At 71.0% G+C, this 14129-nt stretch carries 16 protein-coding genes; 8 read left to right on the top strand and 8 right to left on the bottom strand.

Annotated elements, in window-relative coordinates; translation table 11 throughout:
• Positions 1 to 11: 11 nt before the first annotated feature.
• Positions 12 to 842 (top strand): NAD(P)H-binding protein, encoded by an 831-nt coding sequence (locus FVE25_RS16865; RefSeq protein ID WP_157247905.1) that lies wholly within the window; start codon positions 12 to 14, stop codon positions 840 to 842.
• Here the strand turns inward: FVE25_RS16865 and FVE25_RS16870 are convergent.
• From FVE25_RS16870 to FVE25_RS16890, 5 genes are all read right to left on the bottom strand, one after another.
• The gene (locus FVE25_RS16870) at positions 839 to 2665 is read right to left on the bottom strand and encodes a S9 family peptidase (protein WP_157247906.1); all 1827 of its coding nucleotides are present in this window, start codon (positions 2663 to 2665) and stop codon (positions 839 to 841) included. The genes FVE25_RS16865 and FVE25_RS16870 overlap by 4 nt on opposite strands.
• Positions 2666 to 2736: 71 nt before the next feature.
• Positions 2737 to 3597, bottom strand: coding sequence for an amino acid ABC transporter permease (locus tag FVE25_RS16875; RefSeq protein ID WP_157247907.1), 861 nt, complete (start codon positions 3595 to 3597; stop codon positions 2737 to 2739).
• Positions 3594 to 4262 carry an amino acid ABC transporter permease gene (locus tag FVE25_RS16880; protein ID WP_157247908.1) on the bottom strand — a complete coding sequence of 223 codons (669 nt, stop codon included), beginning with the start codon at positions 4260 to 4262 and terminating at the stop codon, positions 3594 to 3596. Before FVE25_RS16880 ends, FVE25_RS16875 begins: the two co-directional genes overlap by 4 nt.
• Before the next feature lie 63 nt (positions 4263 to 4325).
• The gene (locus FVE25_RS16885; protein ID WP_157247909.1) at positions 4326 to 5189 is read right to left on the bottom strand and encodes a glutamate ABC transporter substrate-binding protein; all 864 of its coding nucleotides are present in this window, start codon (positions 5187 to 5189) and stop codon (positions 4326 to 4328) included.
• Positions 5190 to 5207: 18 nt separating this feature from the next.
• Positions 5208 to 5927 carry an amino acid ABC transporter ATP-binding protein gene (locus FVE25_RS16890; protein WP_397081721.1) on the bottom strand — a complete coding sequence of 240 codons (720 nt, stop codon included), beginning with the start codon at positions 5925 to 5927 and terminating at the stop codon, positions 5208 to 5210.
• 173 nt (positions 5928 to 6100) lie between these two features.
• Here FVE25_RS16890 and miaB point away from each other — a divergent pair, with 173 nt between their 5' ends.
• Positions 6101 to 7591 carry a tRNA (N6-isopentenyl adenosine(37)-C2)-methylthiotransferase MiaB gene (miaB, locus tag FVE25_RS16895; RefSeq protein ID WP_157247911.1) on the top strand — a complete coding sequence of 497 codons (1491 nt, stop codon included), beginning with the start codon at positions 6101 to 6103 and terminating at the stop codon, positions 7589 to 7591.
• Between the two features lie 192 nt (positions 7592 to 7783).
• On the opposite strand, the gene FVE25_RS16900 is transcribed toward miaB, so the two are convergent.
• The gene (locus tag FVE25_RS16900; RefSeq protein ID WP_157247912.1) at positions 7784 to 7945 is read right to left on the bottom strand and encodes a hypothetical protein; all 162 of its coding nucleotides are present in this window, start codon (positions 7943 to 7945) and stop codon (positions 7784 to 7786) included.
• A 492-nt stretch (positions 7946 to 8437) separates the two neighbouring features.
• Here FVE25_RS16900 and FVE25_RS16905 point away from each other — a divergent pair, with 492 nt between their 5' ends.
• The 3 genes from FVE25_RS16905 (at position 8438) to FVE25_RS16915 (ending at position 10625) form a co-directional block, all read left to right on the top strand.
• Positions 8438 to 8980: a hypothetical protein gene (locus FVE25_RS16905; RefSeq protein ID WP_157247913.1), complete on the top strand. Its 543-nt coding sequence runs from the start codon at positions 8438 to 8440 to the stop codon at positions 8978 to 8980.
• A gap of 74 nt (positions 8981 to 9054) precedes the next feature.
• Entirely contained in the window at positions 9055 to 9795 is a 741-nt protein-coding gene (locus tag FVE25_RS16910; protein WP_157247914.1) for an isocitrate lyase/PEP mutase family protein, read from the top strand.
• A gap of 161 nt (positions 9796 to 9956) precedes the next feature.
• Positions 9957 to 10625: a class III extradiol ring-cleavage dioxygenase family protein gene (locus FVE25_RS16915; RefSeq protein WP_157247915.1), complete on the top strand. Its 669-nt coding sequence runs from the start codon at positions 9957 to 9959 to the stop codon at positions 10623 to 10625.
• Here FVE25_RS16915 and FVE25_RS16920 read toward each other — a convergent pair.
• The gene (locus FVE25_RS16920; protein ID WP_157247916.1) at positions 10622 to 11515 is read right to left on the bottom strand and encodes a ribonuclease Z; all 894 of its coding nucleotides are present in this window, start codon (positions 11513 to 11515) and stop codon (positions 10622 to 10624) included. The two genes, FVE25_RS16915 and FVE25_RS16920, sit on opposite strands and share 4 nt — an antisense overlap.
• On the opposite strand from FVE25_RS16920, the gene FVE25_RS16925 reads away from it, so the two are divergent.
• Positions 11484 to 12011, top strand: coding sequence for a methylated-DNA--[protein]-cysteine S-methyltransferase (locus tag FVE25_RS16925; RefSeq protein WP_246267102.1), 528 nt, complete (start codon positions 11484 to 11486; stop codon positions 12009 to 12011). The genes FVE25_RS16920 and FVE25_RS16925 overlap by 32 nt on opposite strands.
• Before the next feature lie 41 nt (positions 12012 to 12052).
• Here FVE25_RS16925 and FVE25_RS16930 read toward each other — a convergent pair whose 3' ends face one another.
• On the bottom strand, positions 12053 to 12334 hold the full coding sequence (locus tag FVE25_RS16930) for an antitoxin (RefSeq protein WP_157247918.1): 282 nt from the start codon (positions 12332 to 12334) through the stop codon (positions 12053 to 12055).
• 81 nt (positions 12335 to 12415) lie between these two features.
• Here FVE25_RS16930 and miaA point away from each other — a divergent pair, with 81 nt between their 5' ends.
• Together miaA and dapF are read left to right on the top strand one after the other, a co-directional pair.
• Positions 12416 to 13309, top strand: coding sequence for a tRNA (adenosine(37)-N6)-dimethylallyltransferase MiaA (gene miaA / locus FVE25_RS16935; protein WP_246267104.1), 894 nt, complete (start codon positions 12416 to 12418; stop codon positions 13307 to 13309).
• A complete protein-coding gene (dapF, locus tag FVE25_RS16940) occupies positions 13306 to 14118 on the top strand; it encodes a diaminopimelate epimerase (RefSeq protein ID WP_157247920.1) in 813 nt (270 codons plus the stop codon). The genes miaA and dapF overlap by 4 nt, the downstream gene beginning before the upstream one ends.
• Positions 14119 to 14129 lie beyond the last annotated feature (11 nt).

Raw genomic sequence — 14129 nt, forward strand, 5'->3', positions numbered from 1 at the left:
AGGACTCGACGATGATCCTGGTAACCGGCGCCGCGGGCGGCGCCCAGGGGGCCACCGGCAGGCTGGTCACCGAACTGCTGCTGGAGCGCGGACACCGGGTGCGGGCCTTCGTCCGCGCCGACGACCACCGCGCGCAGGAGCTCACGAAGCTGGGCGCCGAGGTCGTGACCGGCGACCTGCGCGAGATCACCCAGGTACGGCCGGCCCTGGCCGGCATCACGCGGGCGTACTTCACCTACCCGGTCACCGCGGGCCTTCTGGAGGCGACGGCGGCGTTCGCGGCGGCGGCGAAGGAGGCGGGCGTGGCCCGCGTGGTGGAGGTGTCGCAGCTGGACGCCTCCCCGGTGGCAGGCACGCCGCGCATGCGCCGCCACTGGCTGTCGGAGCAGGTCTTCGACTGGGCCGGAGTCGGCGCGGTGCACCTGCGGGCGGCGGTCTTCTTCGAGAACCTCCGGGTGGCCGCGGACGAGCGCGAGCTCGCCCTCCCGCTGGGACCGCCGGAGACCCGGATCCCGCTCATCGCCGCCGAGGACGTGGCGCGGGTGGCGGCCGGGCTCCTGGACGAGGAGGGCCCGGTCGAGGCGGTGGTCCCGCTCACGGGGCAGATGGCGACGATCGGGGAGGCGGCCGCGGCGCTGGGCAAGGAGTACGTGGACGTGGCCCCGGACGTGTGGGAGGAACGGGCCCACGAGCGCTACCGGGACCCGTACGCGGTCGAGCACCTCAGTCACCTGTGGGCGATCTTCCGCTTCATCGGCTCCGGCGACCACCCGCTCTACCGTGTCACCGACGTGATCCGGCGCGTCGGAGGACGCCCGCCGCGCACGATCCGGGGTGGCTAGGCGAAGATCTGCTGGTAGAAGGCGAGCTCGGCGGCCAGGGCGGCGGTGCGCGTCTCGGCCCGCCGGAAGCCATGGGATTCGCCCTCGAACGCCAGATACGTGCACGGGACGCCACGCTCCGACAACGCGTCGGCGAACGCGCTCGACTGCTCCGGCGGCACGATCGGATCCTCGAGCCCCTGCAGCAGCAGCATCGGGCACGACACCCCGCCCACCAAGGCGAGGGGCTCACGCGTGGGATAGACGGACTCGTCCGAGCCGACGAGCCAGTCCATGTAGCGTGATTCGAAGTCGTGGGTGTGCTCGATGAGCGGGGCCAGCGCGCTGACGCCGTAGTAGGAGACGCCGCCGGCGAACACGTCGGAGCGGCAGCAGGCCGCCATGACCGTCCAGCCGCCCGCGCTGCCGCCGCGTACCGCGATCCGGGCGGGGTCGGCCAGGCCCTCGGCGGCCAGCCATTCGGCGGCGGCCACGGTGTCCTCGACGTCGACGATGCCCCACTGGCCCTTCAGCCGGTCGCGGTAGGCGCGGCCGTACGCGCTGGAGCCGCCGTAGTTGACGTCGAGCACGCCGATGCCGCGCGAGGTGAAGAACGCCTTCTCGAGGTCGAGCTCCGACTGCGCGTGGCCGGTGGGGCCGCCGTGCACGAACACCACGTACGGCGTCGCCCCCTCGTGCCGGACCGCGGGGTTGGCCGCCGGGTACAGGAAGGCGTGCACGTGCCGCCCGAACCGGCCCTGGAACTCCACGGCTCGCGGCGTGGGCAGGTACGCGACGTCCGGCAGTTCGTCGATGCCGCGGCGCAGCGCCTCCACCCGGCCGGTGACGGTGTCGACCCGGACCACCGAGCGCGGGACGGCGCCGCCGTACCCGAGGCCGACCAGAGAAGGGCCGTCGGCGGCGAGCTTGGGCTCCCAGCCGTCGTAGGGGACGTCGAGATCGGCGAGCTCGCCGCTGCCGGGGTCGAGCACGGCCAGGCGCAGGTTGCCGCGGCCGTGCACGACGGCCAGCCGCCCGTCGCCGAGGACCAGGTACGGCCGGCCGCCCAGCATCCACAGCGGCCAGGCGAACTCCTCCTCGGCGGGGAACAACGCCTGTGAGGAGGTGCCGTACATGCTGATCTGGTACAGGTTCCACCAGCCGGACCAGTCGGAGACCAGGTAGAGGTGCTGGTCGTCCTTCCACTGCGGGGCGAGGACGGATTCCGACTGGCTGCCCTTGACCGTCCAGGAGACGCGGTCCTCGAGGCGGAGCACGCGCAGCTCGGTGCCGTTCCAGGGCATGCGCGGATGGTTCCAGCAGATGTAGGCGAGGTGGCGGCCGTCGGGGGAGAGGGCGGGGGAGGCGAAGAAGTCGGAGCCGGTGACCCATTCGACCGGGGCGCCACCGCTTAAGGGGACGGAGACGATGTCACGCACGACCTTGCCGTCGCCGCTGTGGCGTTCGCGCACGCACCAGATCTGGTCGTCGCGGACGAGCATGTCGGCGTAGCGGGCGTCGTCGGCGGGGGTGAGCGGCCGTGGGCCGGCGCCGTCGAGGAGGTAGATGCGCTGGTCGGCGTGATGGGTGAAGACGATCTTCGCGTCGGGGGTGACGGCGTAGGGACGCCCGCCGTACTCGTGGACGCGGGTGCGCGCGTTCCACGGGGCGGGCAGCAGCTCGCGGCGGGTGCCGTCGGCGGCCCTGTGCATGATCGTCGTGCGGCCGCCCTCGTCGGGGCGGTCCTCGGTCCACCACACCTGGCCGGACTGGGCGCTGGGCCAGCCCAGCCGCAGACCCGCGCGCGCGACGTCGGTGGTGGTGATGGGGGATGGCCACGGCATAGCCGCATCCTGCCGGAAAACGGCCGCACGTGAGGGGTGGTCTCGCGTAACCACCCCTCACGACGGACGGCTCAGCCCATCTCCTCGGCCAGGGAGACCGGCTTGGCCGCGGTCTTGCGGCTGCGCCGGCTGCGCTTCTCCAGCCAGTTGGCGAACCAGCTGAGCAGCATGTTGAGCCCGATGTAGAAGACGCCGATGAAGATGGCCGCGACCAGCTTCGTGCCGAAGTGCACCGAGGGCAGGATCTTGAAGCCCATGTTGAGCAGATCGACATAGGTGATGATGTAGCCCAGCGCGGTGTCCTTGAGCAGGACGACGAGCTGGCTGACGACCGCGGGCATCATCGCGGTCAGCGCCTGCGGCAGCAGGATCAGGCGCATCACGCCGCTCTTGCGCAGGCCGATGGCGTAGGCCGCCTCCGCCTGCCCCTTGGGCACGGCCAGCACGCCGGCGCGCACGACCTCGGCCAGCACCGAGCCGTTGTACAGCGTTAGACCGATCACCACGGCCAGCAGGCCGTAGTCGCCGCCGCCGAAGAGCTCGGGTGCCAGGAACCAGATGAAGAAGATCAGCAGCAGCAGCGGGATGGCGCGGAAGACCTCCACGATCCAGCCGGCCGGATACCTGATCCACTTGTGGTCGGAGAGCCTGGCCAGGCCGAAGACCGCGCCGAAGACCAGGGCCATGGCCGAGGCGAGCGCCGCCGCGGTCAGCGTGCCCAGGACGCCGGGGATGAGGTATTCGCTCCACGTCGTCCACGTGAAGAACGGCGACCAGATGTCGCTGGAGAACTGGTTCTTCTCGTTCAGCTTGTAGACGACGAACGCGCCGGCCCCCAGCAGGGCGACGACCGTGATCAGCGTGTACAGGTTGTTGCGCAGCCGCGCCCGGGGGCCCGGCGCGTCGTACAGGACCGTGGCCTGGTTGCTCATCGGGCCACCGCCAATCTCCTGGACAGCCAGCCGGCGAACCAGCCGATCGGCAGCGTGACCGCCATGAAGGCGATGATGATCCCGATGAACATCGGAATCGACACGCCGGTGGTGTCGAAGATCTCATACATCTCGAAGGCCGAGTCGGCCAGGAGGCCGCCCGCCTGCGCGACCGTGGTGTTCTTGATCAGCGCGATGATGACGCTGCCCAGCGGGGCGATGACCGCGCGGAACGCCTGCGGCAGGATGATCAGCCGCAGCGTCTGCATGAAGGTCAGCCCGACCGCCCGCGCCGCCTCGGCCTGGCCCATGGGCACGGTGTTGATGCCCGCGCGCAGCGCCTCGCAGACGAACGTCGAGGCGTAGATCGACATCGCCATGACGACCAGCCAGAAGGCGTTGTCGTACGGCTCCTGCGAGAAGATCAGCCCGAGCGTGTCGCTGAGACCCAGGGCGCTGAAGGCCAGCAGCAGGGTGAGGGGCGTGTTCCTGACGACGTTGACGATCACCGTGCCCGCGCCGCGCAGGACCGGGATCGGGGAGACCCGCATCGCCACGAGGATCGTGCCCAGGATCAGGGCCAGGACCGTGCAGATCGCCGACAGCTGCAGGTTGACCAGGAAGCCCTGGAAGAGCTGGGGGCCATATTCAATGAGTTCGTCCATGGTGCTCCACCGCATAGAGCAGCGGCGGCCGGTTTCCCCGGCCGCCGCGGCGTGGGCGTGTTCTTACGCGCAACCCTCGACGGGGGGCGCGGCGGTGGGCGCCGTCAGGCCCTTGGCGTCGCCGAACCAGGTGGTCCAGATCTTCTGGGCCTCGCCCTTCTGGTAGAGCGCGGCGACGGCCTTGTTGACCGCCTCACACGTCTTGGTGTCGCCCTTCTTCAGGCCGATGCCGTACTTCTCGTCGGTGAACGGGTCACCGAGGATCTTGAAGTTGCCGCCGGCCTGCTTGGCGAAGCCCGCCAGGATCAGGTCGTCGGTGGTGACGGCGTCGAGGTTGGAGCCGCTGAGCTTCTGCACGCACTCGGAGTAGTTGCTCGCGCCGACCAGCTTGGCCGGCAGGCCCAGCTTGCCGTCCGGCGGCGGGTCGGTGATGCGCTTGTAGGAGTTCGAGCCGGCCGCCTGGCAGATGCGCTTGTCCTTCAGGTCGGTCGCCTTGGCCAGGGCCGTGTCGTCGGCGCGGACCATGGTGTCCTGGTGGGCCACGATGTACGGCCCGCCGAAGGTCACCTTGCCCTTGCGCTCCTCGGTGATGGAGTACGTGGCGAAGATGATGTCGACGGTGCCGTTCTGGAGCAGCGCCTCACGGTTCTTGGAAGGCGCCTCCTTCCAGGTGATCTTGACGTCCTTGCCGCCCGCCAGCTCCTTGACGATGGCCTTGGCCATGTCGACGTCGTAGCCGACGGGGTCGGCGCCGGTCTTCAGGCCGAGGCTCGGCTGGTCCCACTTGGTGCCGACGACGATCGCGTTGGCACCGGTCACCTTGTCGACGACGGTGGAGTAGCTGCCACCACCGCCGCCACCACAGGCCGCGATGCCGAGCGCCAGGGCGGCCACGGCGCCCCCGGCGCCGATTCGACGCTTGTACATGTGTCTCTACCTCAATCTTCAGTGCGTGAGGATCTTCGACAGGAAGTCCCGCGCCCGGTCGGTCTGGGCGTTGGTGAAGAACTCGTCAGGGGTGTTCTCCTCGACGACCTGGCCGTCGGCCATGAACACCACCCGGTTGGCCGCCCTGCGCGCGAACCCCATCTCGTGCGTGACCACCATCATGGTCATGCCGTCGCGCGCGAGCCCGATCATGACGTCGAGCACCTCCTGGACCATCTCCGGGTCCAGGGCAGAGGTGGGCTCGTCGAACAGGATCATCTTCGGATCCATCGCGAGCGCTCTGGCGATCGCGACACGCTGCTGCTGGCCGCCGGAGAGCTGCGCGGGGTACTTGTCCGCCTGCGTGGCGATGCCCACCCGGTCCAGCAGCTCCATGGCCCGCTTGTCCGCCTGCTCCTTCGCCGTCCCGCGCACCTTGAGGGGGCCCAGGGTGACGTTCTCGCGAATCGTCTTGTGGGCGAACAGGTTGAACGACTGGAACACCATCCCGACCTCGGAGCGGAGCTTGGCCAGCGCCTTGCCCTCGTCCGGAAGCACCTGACCATCGAAAATGATCTTCCCGCCGTCGATGGTCTCGAGCCGGTTGATGGTACGGCAGAGCGTGGACTTGCCCCCGCCCGAAGGGCCGATCACGACCAGAACCTCGCCTCGGGAGACGGTCAGGTTGATGTCCCTCAGGACGTGCAGCGCCCCGAAGTGCTTGTTGACGTTCTCCATTTGTACTAGTGGAGACGCGTGCCCGTTCTCCGTCATGCATGCAACCTAGAGGGCGTAAGGACGCTGGTCACTAACCGGGCGGTACCGATCCGATCACATCACGCCACCAAGCAGGAGTTTTAGCCAGTGAAGGGGACGGCTCAAGTCGCGCAACGACTACCCTTGAACGTGCGATGACTGTTACCCAGGAGGGCGCCCGCACCTACGAAGTGCGCACATACGGGTGCCAGATGAACGTGCACGACTCCGAGCGGCTGTCGGGCCTGCTCGAGGACGCCGGCTACGTGGCGGCGGCCGAGGGCGAGTCCGCCGACGTGGTCGTCTTCAATACCTGCGCCGTCAGGGAAAACGCCGACAACCGCCTTTACGGCAACCTTGGCCACCTTCGCCCGGCCAAGGTCAAGAATCCGCGCATGCAAATCGCGGTCGGCGGCTGCTTGGCGCAAAAGGACCAGGGCGAGATCGTCCGCAAGGCGCCGTGGGTGGACGTCGTTTTCGGCACCCACAACATCGGGTCACTGCCGGTGTTGCTGGAGCGCGCGCGAGTCGCCGGAGAGGCGCAGGTCGAACTCAAGGAATCGCTGGAGGTCTTCCCCTCGACGCTGCCGACCAAGCGCGAGTCGGCCTACGCGGCGTGGGTGGCCATCTCGGTCGGCTGCAACAACACCTGCACCTTCTGCATCGTCCCCTCGCTGCGCGGCAAGGAGAAGGACCGCCGCCCGGGCGACGTCCTGGCCGAGGTCCAGACGCTGGTCGGCCAGGGCGTGCTGGAGGTCACCCTGCTGGGCCAGAACGTCAACACCTACGGGGTGGAGTTCGGTGACCGGCTGGCCTTCGGCAAGCTGCTGCGCGCCTGCGGCGACGTCGAGGGACTGGAGCGGGTCCGCTTCACCTCGCCGCACCCGGCCGCCTTCACCGACGACGTGATCGCCGCCATGGCCGAGACGCCGAACGTCATGCACCAGCTCCACATGCCCCTGCAGTCGGGCTCCGACCGCGTGCTGAAGGCGATGCGCCGCTCCTACCGGGCCGAGCGCTACCTGGGCATCATCGAGCGGGTGCGCGCCGCCATGCCGGACGCGGCGATCTCCACGGACATCATCGTCGGCTTCCCGGGGGAGACCGAGGAGGACTTCCAGGCCACGCTGGACGTGGTGCGCGCCTCGCGCTTCGCCAACGCCTTCACCTTCCAGTACTCCATCCGGCCGGGCACCCCCGCGGCCACCATGCCCGGCCAGGTGCCCAAGGAGGTCGTGCAGGAGCGCTACGAACGGCTCGTGGCGCTGCAGGAGGAGATCTCCTGGGCGGAGAACAAGAAGCAGGTCGGGCGCACGCTGGAGGTGCTGGTCGCCGAGGGCGAGGGGCGCAAGGACGCGGCCACGCTGCGGCTGAGCGGACGCGCGGCCGACAACCGGCTGGTGCACTTCGCGGTGGGCGACGGCGAGGTGCCACGCCCGGGCGACATGGTCACCACCGAGATCACCTACGCGGCCCCGCACCACCTCGTCGCCGACGGGGCGCTGGTCTCGCTGCGCCGCACGCGGGCGGGCGACGCGTGGGAGGCGCGCACGTCGGCGCCGCCGAGCAAGGGCGTCTCGCTGGGCATGCCGTCGATCGGCCGTCCCGCGCCGCTCCCGCCCGCCCCTGCCTGCGCGTCTCACTGACCGTTCCTGCCTGCGCGTCTCACTGACCGTTCCTGCTGCTTACCGCTTTTCCTGCTTTACGGCGAATTTTCCTGCTTTACGGCGAAGCCGCCGCCCCCACCGCCCGCCGCCGTGGGCGGGCGGGTCGGTTCGATGGCCGGCAGCCGGACGGGGTCCCCGCCGTCACAGCGCCCGCTCGACCGGCGGCCGCGGTCACCCCGGCCGGTTGAGCAGGCGTTCGCAGTAGTCCCGGCGGAAGTCGGGGAACGTGGCGCACGGGTTGTGCCCGGGCTTCGGCTCGACAGGAGGCGCCTGCGGGGCGGGCTCGGCCCTCCCGACGGGTGACGGCGCCTGCGCCGGGGCGCTCCGCTGCACAGCGGAGCTGCTCGGCGCGGCACCGTCATCCCGGGCACGCGGCGTCCCGCCCGGCGTTGCCGCCTCCGGTTCGGGTGCCGGGAGGCCGGGGGCCGGGATGCCCGGGGTGGCGGAGGGGAGCGGGAGGCCGGCGCCGGGAGAGGTTCCGGGTGCCGGGACCCATTGGATCCAGGTGCCGGGGCCACTGCTCGCGGGAGAGGAAAGCGGCGTTACCCGATGCGCTGACCCGGCTGACCTCGCCGATCTTTCCGAGGGTGGATCGGGCGCGGGAAATGCCAGGAGAATGCCGAGTCCGGCGACCACCAGCACCGTCACGGAGGAGATCACCGGCGCCAGCCCACCCCACCGACCTGGGCGAACATCTCCAAAGGGGGACAAGTCGTGATTCCTTTGTGATTGTTGCGCGAGCATTCCACTGCTGCGGCTAGTGTGGTCCATCACCCGCGGAAGCCGGCGAGCTTTCCCGATACGACCGCAGGGAGCTGTTCCCCCATGCATCACCCCACCGAGCCGGACAAGCCCGAGATCCTGACCGGGCCGGGCGATGAGCCCAGGGCCGCCCGCCGTACCAGGAAGTGGAACAAGACCGCCGTCATCGCCGCGTCGGCCCTGGTGGCCGCGCTCGTGGCGGGCGGTGCGGGGTTCTTTCTGGCCGATCGTGGCGAGCGCCCGGCCGGAGGTGCGCAGACCGGCCAGCAGCCCGAGCCGCAGAAGTCCGACCCCCGGCTCGCCGACGAAGAGGACGCCACGGTCGGCGACGTCACCGAAGAGGCCCCTCAGGACGGCTCGGCCGAGGAGAACCCTCCCCAGGACGCCGTTCAGGACCCGGTCCCCGAGGGCGACGCGCAGGAACCGGGACCCCGGGACCCCGGTCCGCAGACGCCGGCCAAGCCCAACCCCGGCAAGCCGGCCACGGATCGGCCGGACTCCGGCAAACCCACTACTCCCAAGCCCGGCACCGCGCCTCCGGCGGACAACCCCGCAGACGGTCCCGCCGGTGAGCTTTCCGGCCAGTGCGCCGAGAGCGGCTGCTAGCCCCGAGTGGTCTGCCGGTTTGACGGCCCAATGGACCTACAGCCGTGCCAGGCGGCGCCCGTAGGTTCCTGAGCATGACGAGTAAGAAGGCCGCCGGCCTGCGGGAGCTGCATGTGCCCGGTGATCCGCTGATCCTGCCCAACGCCTGGGACGCCGCCTCGGCGCGGGCCGTCCAGGAGGCCGGGTTCCCCGTGGTGGCCACGGGGAGCGCGGCCGTGGCGCCGGTGCTCGGGTACGCCGACGGCGAGGCCACGCCCGCGGCCGAGATGCTGGCGGCGGTGGCCAGGATCGCGCGGGCCGTCGACGTGCCGGTGACCGCGGACATGGAGCGCGGCTACGGCCTCAGACCGGCCGAGCTGGTGGAGCGGCTGCTGGAGGCCGGCGCGGTCGGCTGCAACCTCGAGGACTCCGACCCGCGCACCGGCGAGCTGATCGACGTCGACGAGCAGGCCGCCTTCCTGGCCGGCGTACGCGCCGCCGCCGGGTCCGAGCTGGTCGTCAACGCGCGCGTGGACACGTACGCGGGCCGCCGGGGGACGCTCGCGGAGACCGTGGCCAGGGCCAGGCGGTACCTGGAGGCGGGCGCGGACTGCATCTACCCGATCCTCGCCCCGAACCCGGCGGAGCTGGTCGCGGCCATCGACGCGCCGGTCAACGTGTTGTTCCGCAAGGACTCCCCGTCGCAGGCCGAGCTGGCCGCGGCCGGGGTGGCCAGGATCAGCTTCGGCCACGGGCTGCACCAGGCCGTCCACGCCCACGCGGCCGAGCTGATCGCCCACGTGCGCGCGGGCCGCAACCCCTTCACCACCCAGTAGGACCGCCCGACAGCCCGACAGCCCGACAGCCCGACCGCCCCGCCGCCCTGCCATCCCGCCGCCCGGCCACTCCGCCGCTCTGCCATCCCGCCACTCTGCCACCCCCGCCCCGTCGCGGACCTGCCACGCCTGGCCGGCCCGCGGTCGCATACGCTGGCGGCGTGCTTGTCGCCGCGGCCGTGTGCCCGCACCCTCCGCTGATCGTGCCCGAGCTCGCCGGCGCCGCCGCCCCGGAGCTCGACGGCCTGCGTGCCGCCTGCGCGGCCGCCGTGGCAGCGTTGCGTGCCGCCGTCCCCGACCGGCTGCTGGTCGTCGGCTCGGCCGAGGAGAGCGCCTGGTACGCCGGGGGCGCCGCGGGCACGCTGGCCCCGTGGGGCGTGGACGTCCGGGCCGGCGACGGCGAACCCGTCCTCCCGCTGTCCCTGACCATCGGCCGCTGGCTGCTGGCCGCCGACCCGGACGGCTACCAGGCCGTGGCCACCGGCGCCGCCCCCGCCGACTGCCTGGCCCTGGGCGAACGCCTGGCCGGCGAAGGCCGCACCGCCCTGCTGGTCATGGCCGACGGCGCGGCCAAGCTCACCGAGAAGGCGCCCGGCTACCTGGACCCGGCGGCTCAGCCGTACCAGCGCATGCTCGTCAAGGCGCTGGCCGAGGGGGACCGTACCGCGCTCGCCGACCTCGACCCCGGCGAGGCGGCCGCGATGTGGGCGGCCGGGCGGGCGCCGCTGCAGGTGCTGGCCGGAGCGGCCCGCGGCGCGCGGCTGCGGCCGGAGAAGCTGTGGGACGAGGCGCCCTATGGCGTGGGGTACGTGGTGGCCACCTGGATTTAGCGTTTCGGCACCGGGACGGTCATGAGGTCGCGGGCCACGACGACGTCGCCGTCGAAGTGCTTGCGGGCCTCCAGCAGGAACTCCGCCTCGGCGTCGAAGCCGTAGCGCTCGGAGAAGTGGGTGAGGACCAGGCGGCGGGCGCCGGACTCGTGCGCGACCAGGCCGGCTTCCTCCGCGGTCAGGTGGCCGTATTCACGGGCCAGCCGGGACTCCGGCGACAGGAACGTGGACTCGATGACCAGCATGTCGACGCCCTCGGCCAGCGCGAAGACGTTGTCGCACAGGCGCGTGTCCATGATGAAGGCGGCCGACTGGCCGCGGCGCGGCTCGCTGACCGACTCCAGCGTGACACCGCGCAGGCTGCCCTCGCTCTGCAGGAGGCCGACGTCGGGGCCGGTGATGCCGTGTTTCCTGAGCCGGTCGGGGAGCATGCGGCGGCCGTCGGGTTCCTGCAGGCGGTAGCCGTACGACTCGACGGGGTGCGACAGGCGGCGCGCGGTCAGCGGCGGGAGCGTGGCGCTCTCGCCGGAGAGCGGGTGCTCGGTGATGACGCCGGTGTCGGTGAAGACGGCGGCGTGGCGCAGGCGGTTCCAGTACTCCTGGCCGCTGGCCGGGTAGAGCGCCCTGACCTCGTGGGAGACGCGGTCGCGGGCGATGCGCTGGACGATGCCGGGTACGCCGAGGCAGTGGTCGCCGTGGAAGTGCGTGACGCAGATCCAGTGCAGCTGGCCGGCGCTGAGGCCGGCGTGCAGGAGCTGGCGCTGGCTGCCCTCGCCCGGATCGAACAGGTATCCCCTGCCATCCCACCGCAAAACATAGCCATTGTGGTTACGGTGTCGGGTAGGGACCGCGCTGGACGTGCCCAGCACGACGAGCTCACGAGAGGACACGATGGCCACCGTCGCCTACGCGCAGCTGCCGACGCCCGTCGGCGCGCTCCATGTCGCCGTCAGCGAGGATGGTCTGGTCGCGACGGGCTGGCGGCCGCTCCGGGTCGGGCTCGACGAGGTTCATGACCCGGATCGTACGGCTTTCGTGCTCGGTGAGCTGAGCCGTTATTTCGCCGGTGAGCTCAAGGCGTTCGAGACCCCGATCGACTGGGGGCTCATGTCAGGCTCCCGGCTGGCCGTCCTGCGGGCGCTGCACGGCGTGCCGTACGGGAAGGTCGTCACCTACGGCGAGCTCGCCCGGCTCAGCGGCACGAGCGTGCCGGCGCGCGGGATCGGGTCGATCATGGGCTCGAACCCGATCCCGATCGTCGTGCCGTGCCACCGCGTGCTCGCGGCGGCGGGACTGGGCGGCTTCAGCGGCGGCGTCGGCGTGGAGACCAAACGCTGGCTGCTCACCCATGAGGGCTATCTGCAGCCCTCGTTGCTCGATCTCTGAGCGCCTGATCTCCGGGCGCTCGATCTCCTGGCGCCCGGCCTCTAGCCTTCCTTGCCGTCGATCTTGTCGGCGGCGTCCTTCGCCATGTCGGTGCCCTTGGCGATGTGCTCGTCGAACTTGCCGCCGGTGGCCTCGCCGGCCGCCGTGGACGCCTTGTCGATGCCCTGGTTGGCCATGTCCTCGGCCTGCTCGCGGACCTGGTCCATGAGGCCGCCGGACGGCGTGGCCGTGTCGGCGGCGCCGGCGTTGGGCTGCTCCGGGATGTCCTGTACCTTCTCGGCCGAGCCGCTGAACATCTCCTTGACCTTGTCGAAGATCGACATGTCTATCCCCCGATGTGGTCGTTGGCGGCCCCCCCGAGCCGTCGTCTCCTTCATACCCCTTGGGTTGACACACTTATCGGTGTGCGCAACCTGCCAGTCATCGCCGTCGTGGGGCCCACCGCGGCCGGAAAGTCCGATCTCGCCGTGGATCTGGCGCTCCGGCTGGGGGGCGAATGCATCAATGCCGACTCGATGCAGCTTTACCAAGGAATGGACATTGGAACGGCGAAGCTCTCCCAAGATGAGTGGCGCGGGGTTCCTCACCACCTTCTGGACATCTGGGACGTGACGGTTACGGCCAGCGTCGCCGAGTACCAGAAGCTGGTCCGGCCGCTGCTGGACACGCTGGAGGCGCCCATCCTGGTCGGCGGCAGCGGGCTCTATGTGCGGGCCGCCCTGGACGACCTCGACTTCCCCGGCACCGATCCGGCCGTGCGGGCCCGGCTGGAGGCCGAGCTGGCCCAGGAGGGGCCCGCCGTGCTCTATGCGCGGCTGAAGGCCGCCGACCCCAAGGCCGCGGAGGCGATCCTGCCCAGCAACGGGCGGCGGATCGTGCGGGCGCTGGAGGTCATCGAGTTCTCCGGGCGGCCGTTCTCGGCAACCATGCCGTCCTATGAGGCGGTTTACCCGAGTGTCCAGATCGGGCTGGAGGTGCCCAGGCCCGAGCTGGATGCCCGGATCGAGCGGCGCGTGCACAGGATGTGGGAGGCGGGGCTGGTCGGCGAGGTGCGGGGGCTGCTCGGGAAGGGGCTGGCCGACGGGCTGACGGCCGGGCGGGCGCTCGGGTACGCCCAGGTCATGAAATATCTGGCGGGGGAGTGGACCGAGGAGGAGGCGCTCGCCGAGACCGTCCGGGCCACCCGCCGCTTCGCCCGCCGCCAGGAGTCGTGGTTCCGCCGGGACCCGCGCGTGGTGTGGCTGCCCTACGACGCGCCGGATCTGCTGCGGCAGGCCCTCGCTAGGGTTGGGGCATGAGGTTTCTGAAGGGGCACGGCACCGAGAACGACTTCGTCATCCTCCCCGATCCGGATGGCGAGCTCGATCTGACCGCCGCGCTGGTGGCCGCGATCTGCGACCGGCGCTCCGGCCTCGGCGCCGACGGCGTGCTGCGCGTGGTGCGCACCAAGGCCAGCCCCGAGGTCGCCGGTCAGGCCGGGCGGACCGAATGGTTCATGGACTACCGCAACGCCGACGGCAGCATGGCCGAGATGTGCGGCAACGGCGTGCGCGTCTTCGCCCGCTACCTCGTCGACGCCGGCCTGGCCGAGGCGGGCGAGTTCGGCATCGCCACCCGAGGGGGCATCCGCAAGGTACGGCTCGGCCCCGGCGGCGACATCGCCGTGGACATGGGCAGGCCCGCCGTGCACGGCGAGAGCGTCACCACCGTCGCCGGTCAGGAGTACATCGGCCTCCACGTCGACATGGGCAACCCGCACCTGGCCTGCGCCATCGGCGACCCGGTCGCCCAGCTCGACCTGAGCCACCAGCCGGCCTTCGACCCCGGCGTCTTCCACAACGGCGTCAACATCGAGCTGTTCAACGCCGTGGGCCCGCGCCGGGCGGTGATGCGCGTGTACGAGCGCGGCTCCGGTGAGACCCGCTCGTGCGGCACCGGCGCCGTGGCCACCGCCGTGGCCGCCGCCCACCTGAGCGGCGAGAGCACCGGGGAGTGGGCGGTCGAGGTGCTCGGCGGCACGCTGACGGTCACGCTGACCGAGGAGACGAGCTACCTGGCAGGCCCCGCGGTGATCATCGCCGAGGGCGATCTGACTCTTGCAGAATAATGTTCTTCTAG

It is taken from the genome of Nonomuraea typhae, from assembly GCF_009760925.1.
Classification (GTDB): domain Bacteria; phylum Actinomycetota; class Actinomycetes; order Streptosporangiales; family Streptosporangiaceae; genus Nonomuraea; species Nonomuraea typhae.

Excerpts from the sequence above, each read along its gene's own strand:
- FVE25_RS16865 (WP_157247905.1), top strand. The coding sequence starts at position 12 with ATGATCCTGGTAACCGGCGCCGCGGGCGGCGCCCAGGGGGCCACCGGC.
- FVE25_RS16870 (WP_157247906.1), bottom strand. The coding sequence starts at position 2,665 with ATGCCGTGGCCATCCCCCATCACCACCACCGACGTCGCGCGCGCGGGT.
- FVE25_RS16875 (WP_157247907.1), bottom strand. The coding sequence starts at position 3,597 with ATGAGCAACCAGGCCACGGTCCTGTACGACGCGCCGGGCCCCCGGGCG.
- FVE25_RS16880 (WP_157247908.1), bottom strand. The coding sequence starts at position 4,262 with ATGGACGAACTCATTGAATATGGCCCCCAGCTCTTCCAGGGCTTCCTG.
- FVE25_RS16885 (WP_157247909.1), bottom strand. The coding sequence starts at position 5,189 with ATGTACAAGCGTCGAATCGGCGCCGGGGGCGCCGTGGCCGCCCTGGCG.
- FVE25_RS16890 (WP_397081721.1), bottom strand. The coding sequence starts at position 5,927 with ATGGAGAACGTCAACAAGCACTTCGGGGCGCTGCACGTCCTGAGGGAC.
- miaB (WP_157247911.1), top strand. The coding sequence starts at position 6,101 with ATGACTGTTACCCAGGAGGGCGCCCGCACCTACGAAGTGCGCACATAC.
- FVE25_RS16905 (WP_157247913.1), top strand. The coding sequence starts at position 8,438 with ATGCATCACCCCACCGAGCCGGACAAGCCCGAGATCCTGACCGGGCCG.
- FVE25_RS16910 (WP_157247914.1), top strand. The coding sequence starts at position 9,055 with ATGACGAGTAAGAAGGCCGCCGGCCTGCGGGAGCTGCATGTGCCCGGT.
- FVE25_RS16930 (WP_157247918.1), bottom strand. The coding sequence starts at position 12,334 with ATGTCGATCTTCGACAAGGTCAAGGAGATGTTCAGCGGCTCGGCCGAG.
- dapF (WP_157247920.1), top strand. The coding sequence starts at position 13,306 with ATGAGGTTTCTGAAGGGGCACGGCACCGAGAACGACTTCGTCATCCTC.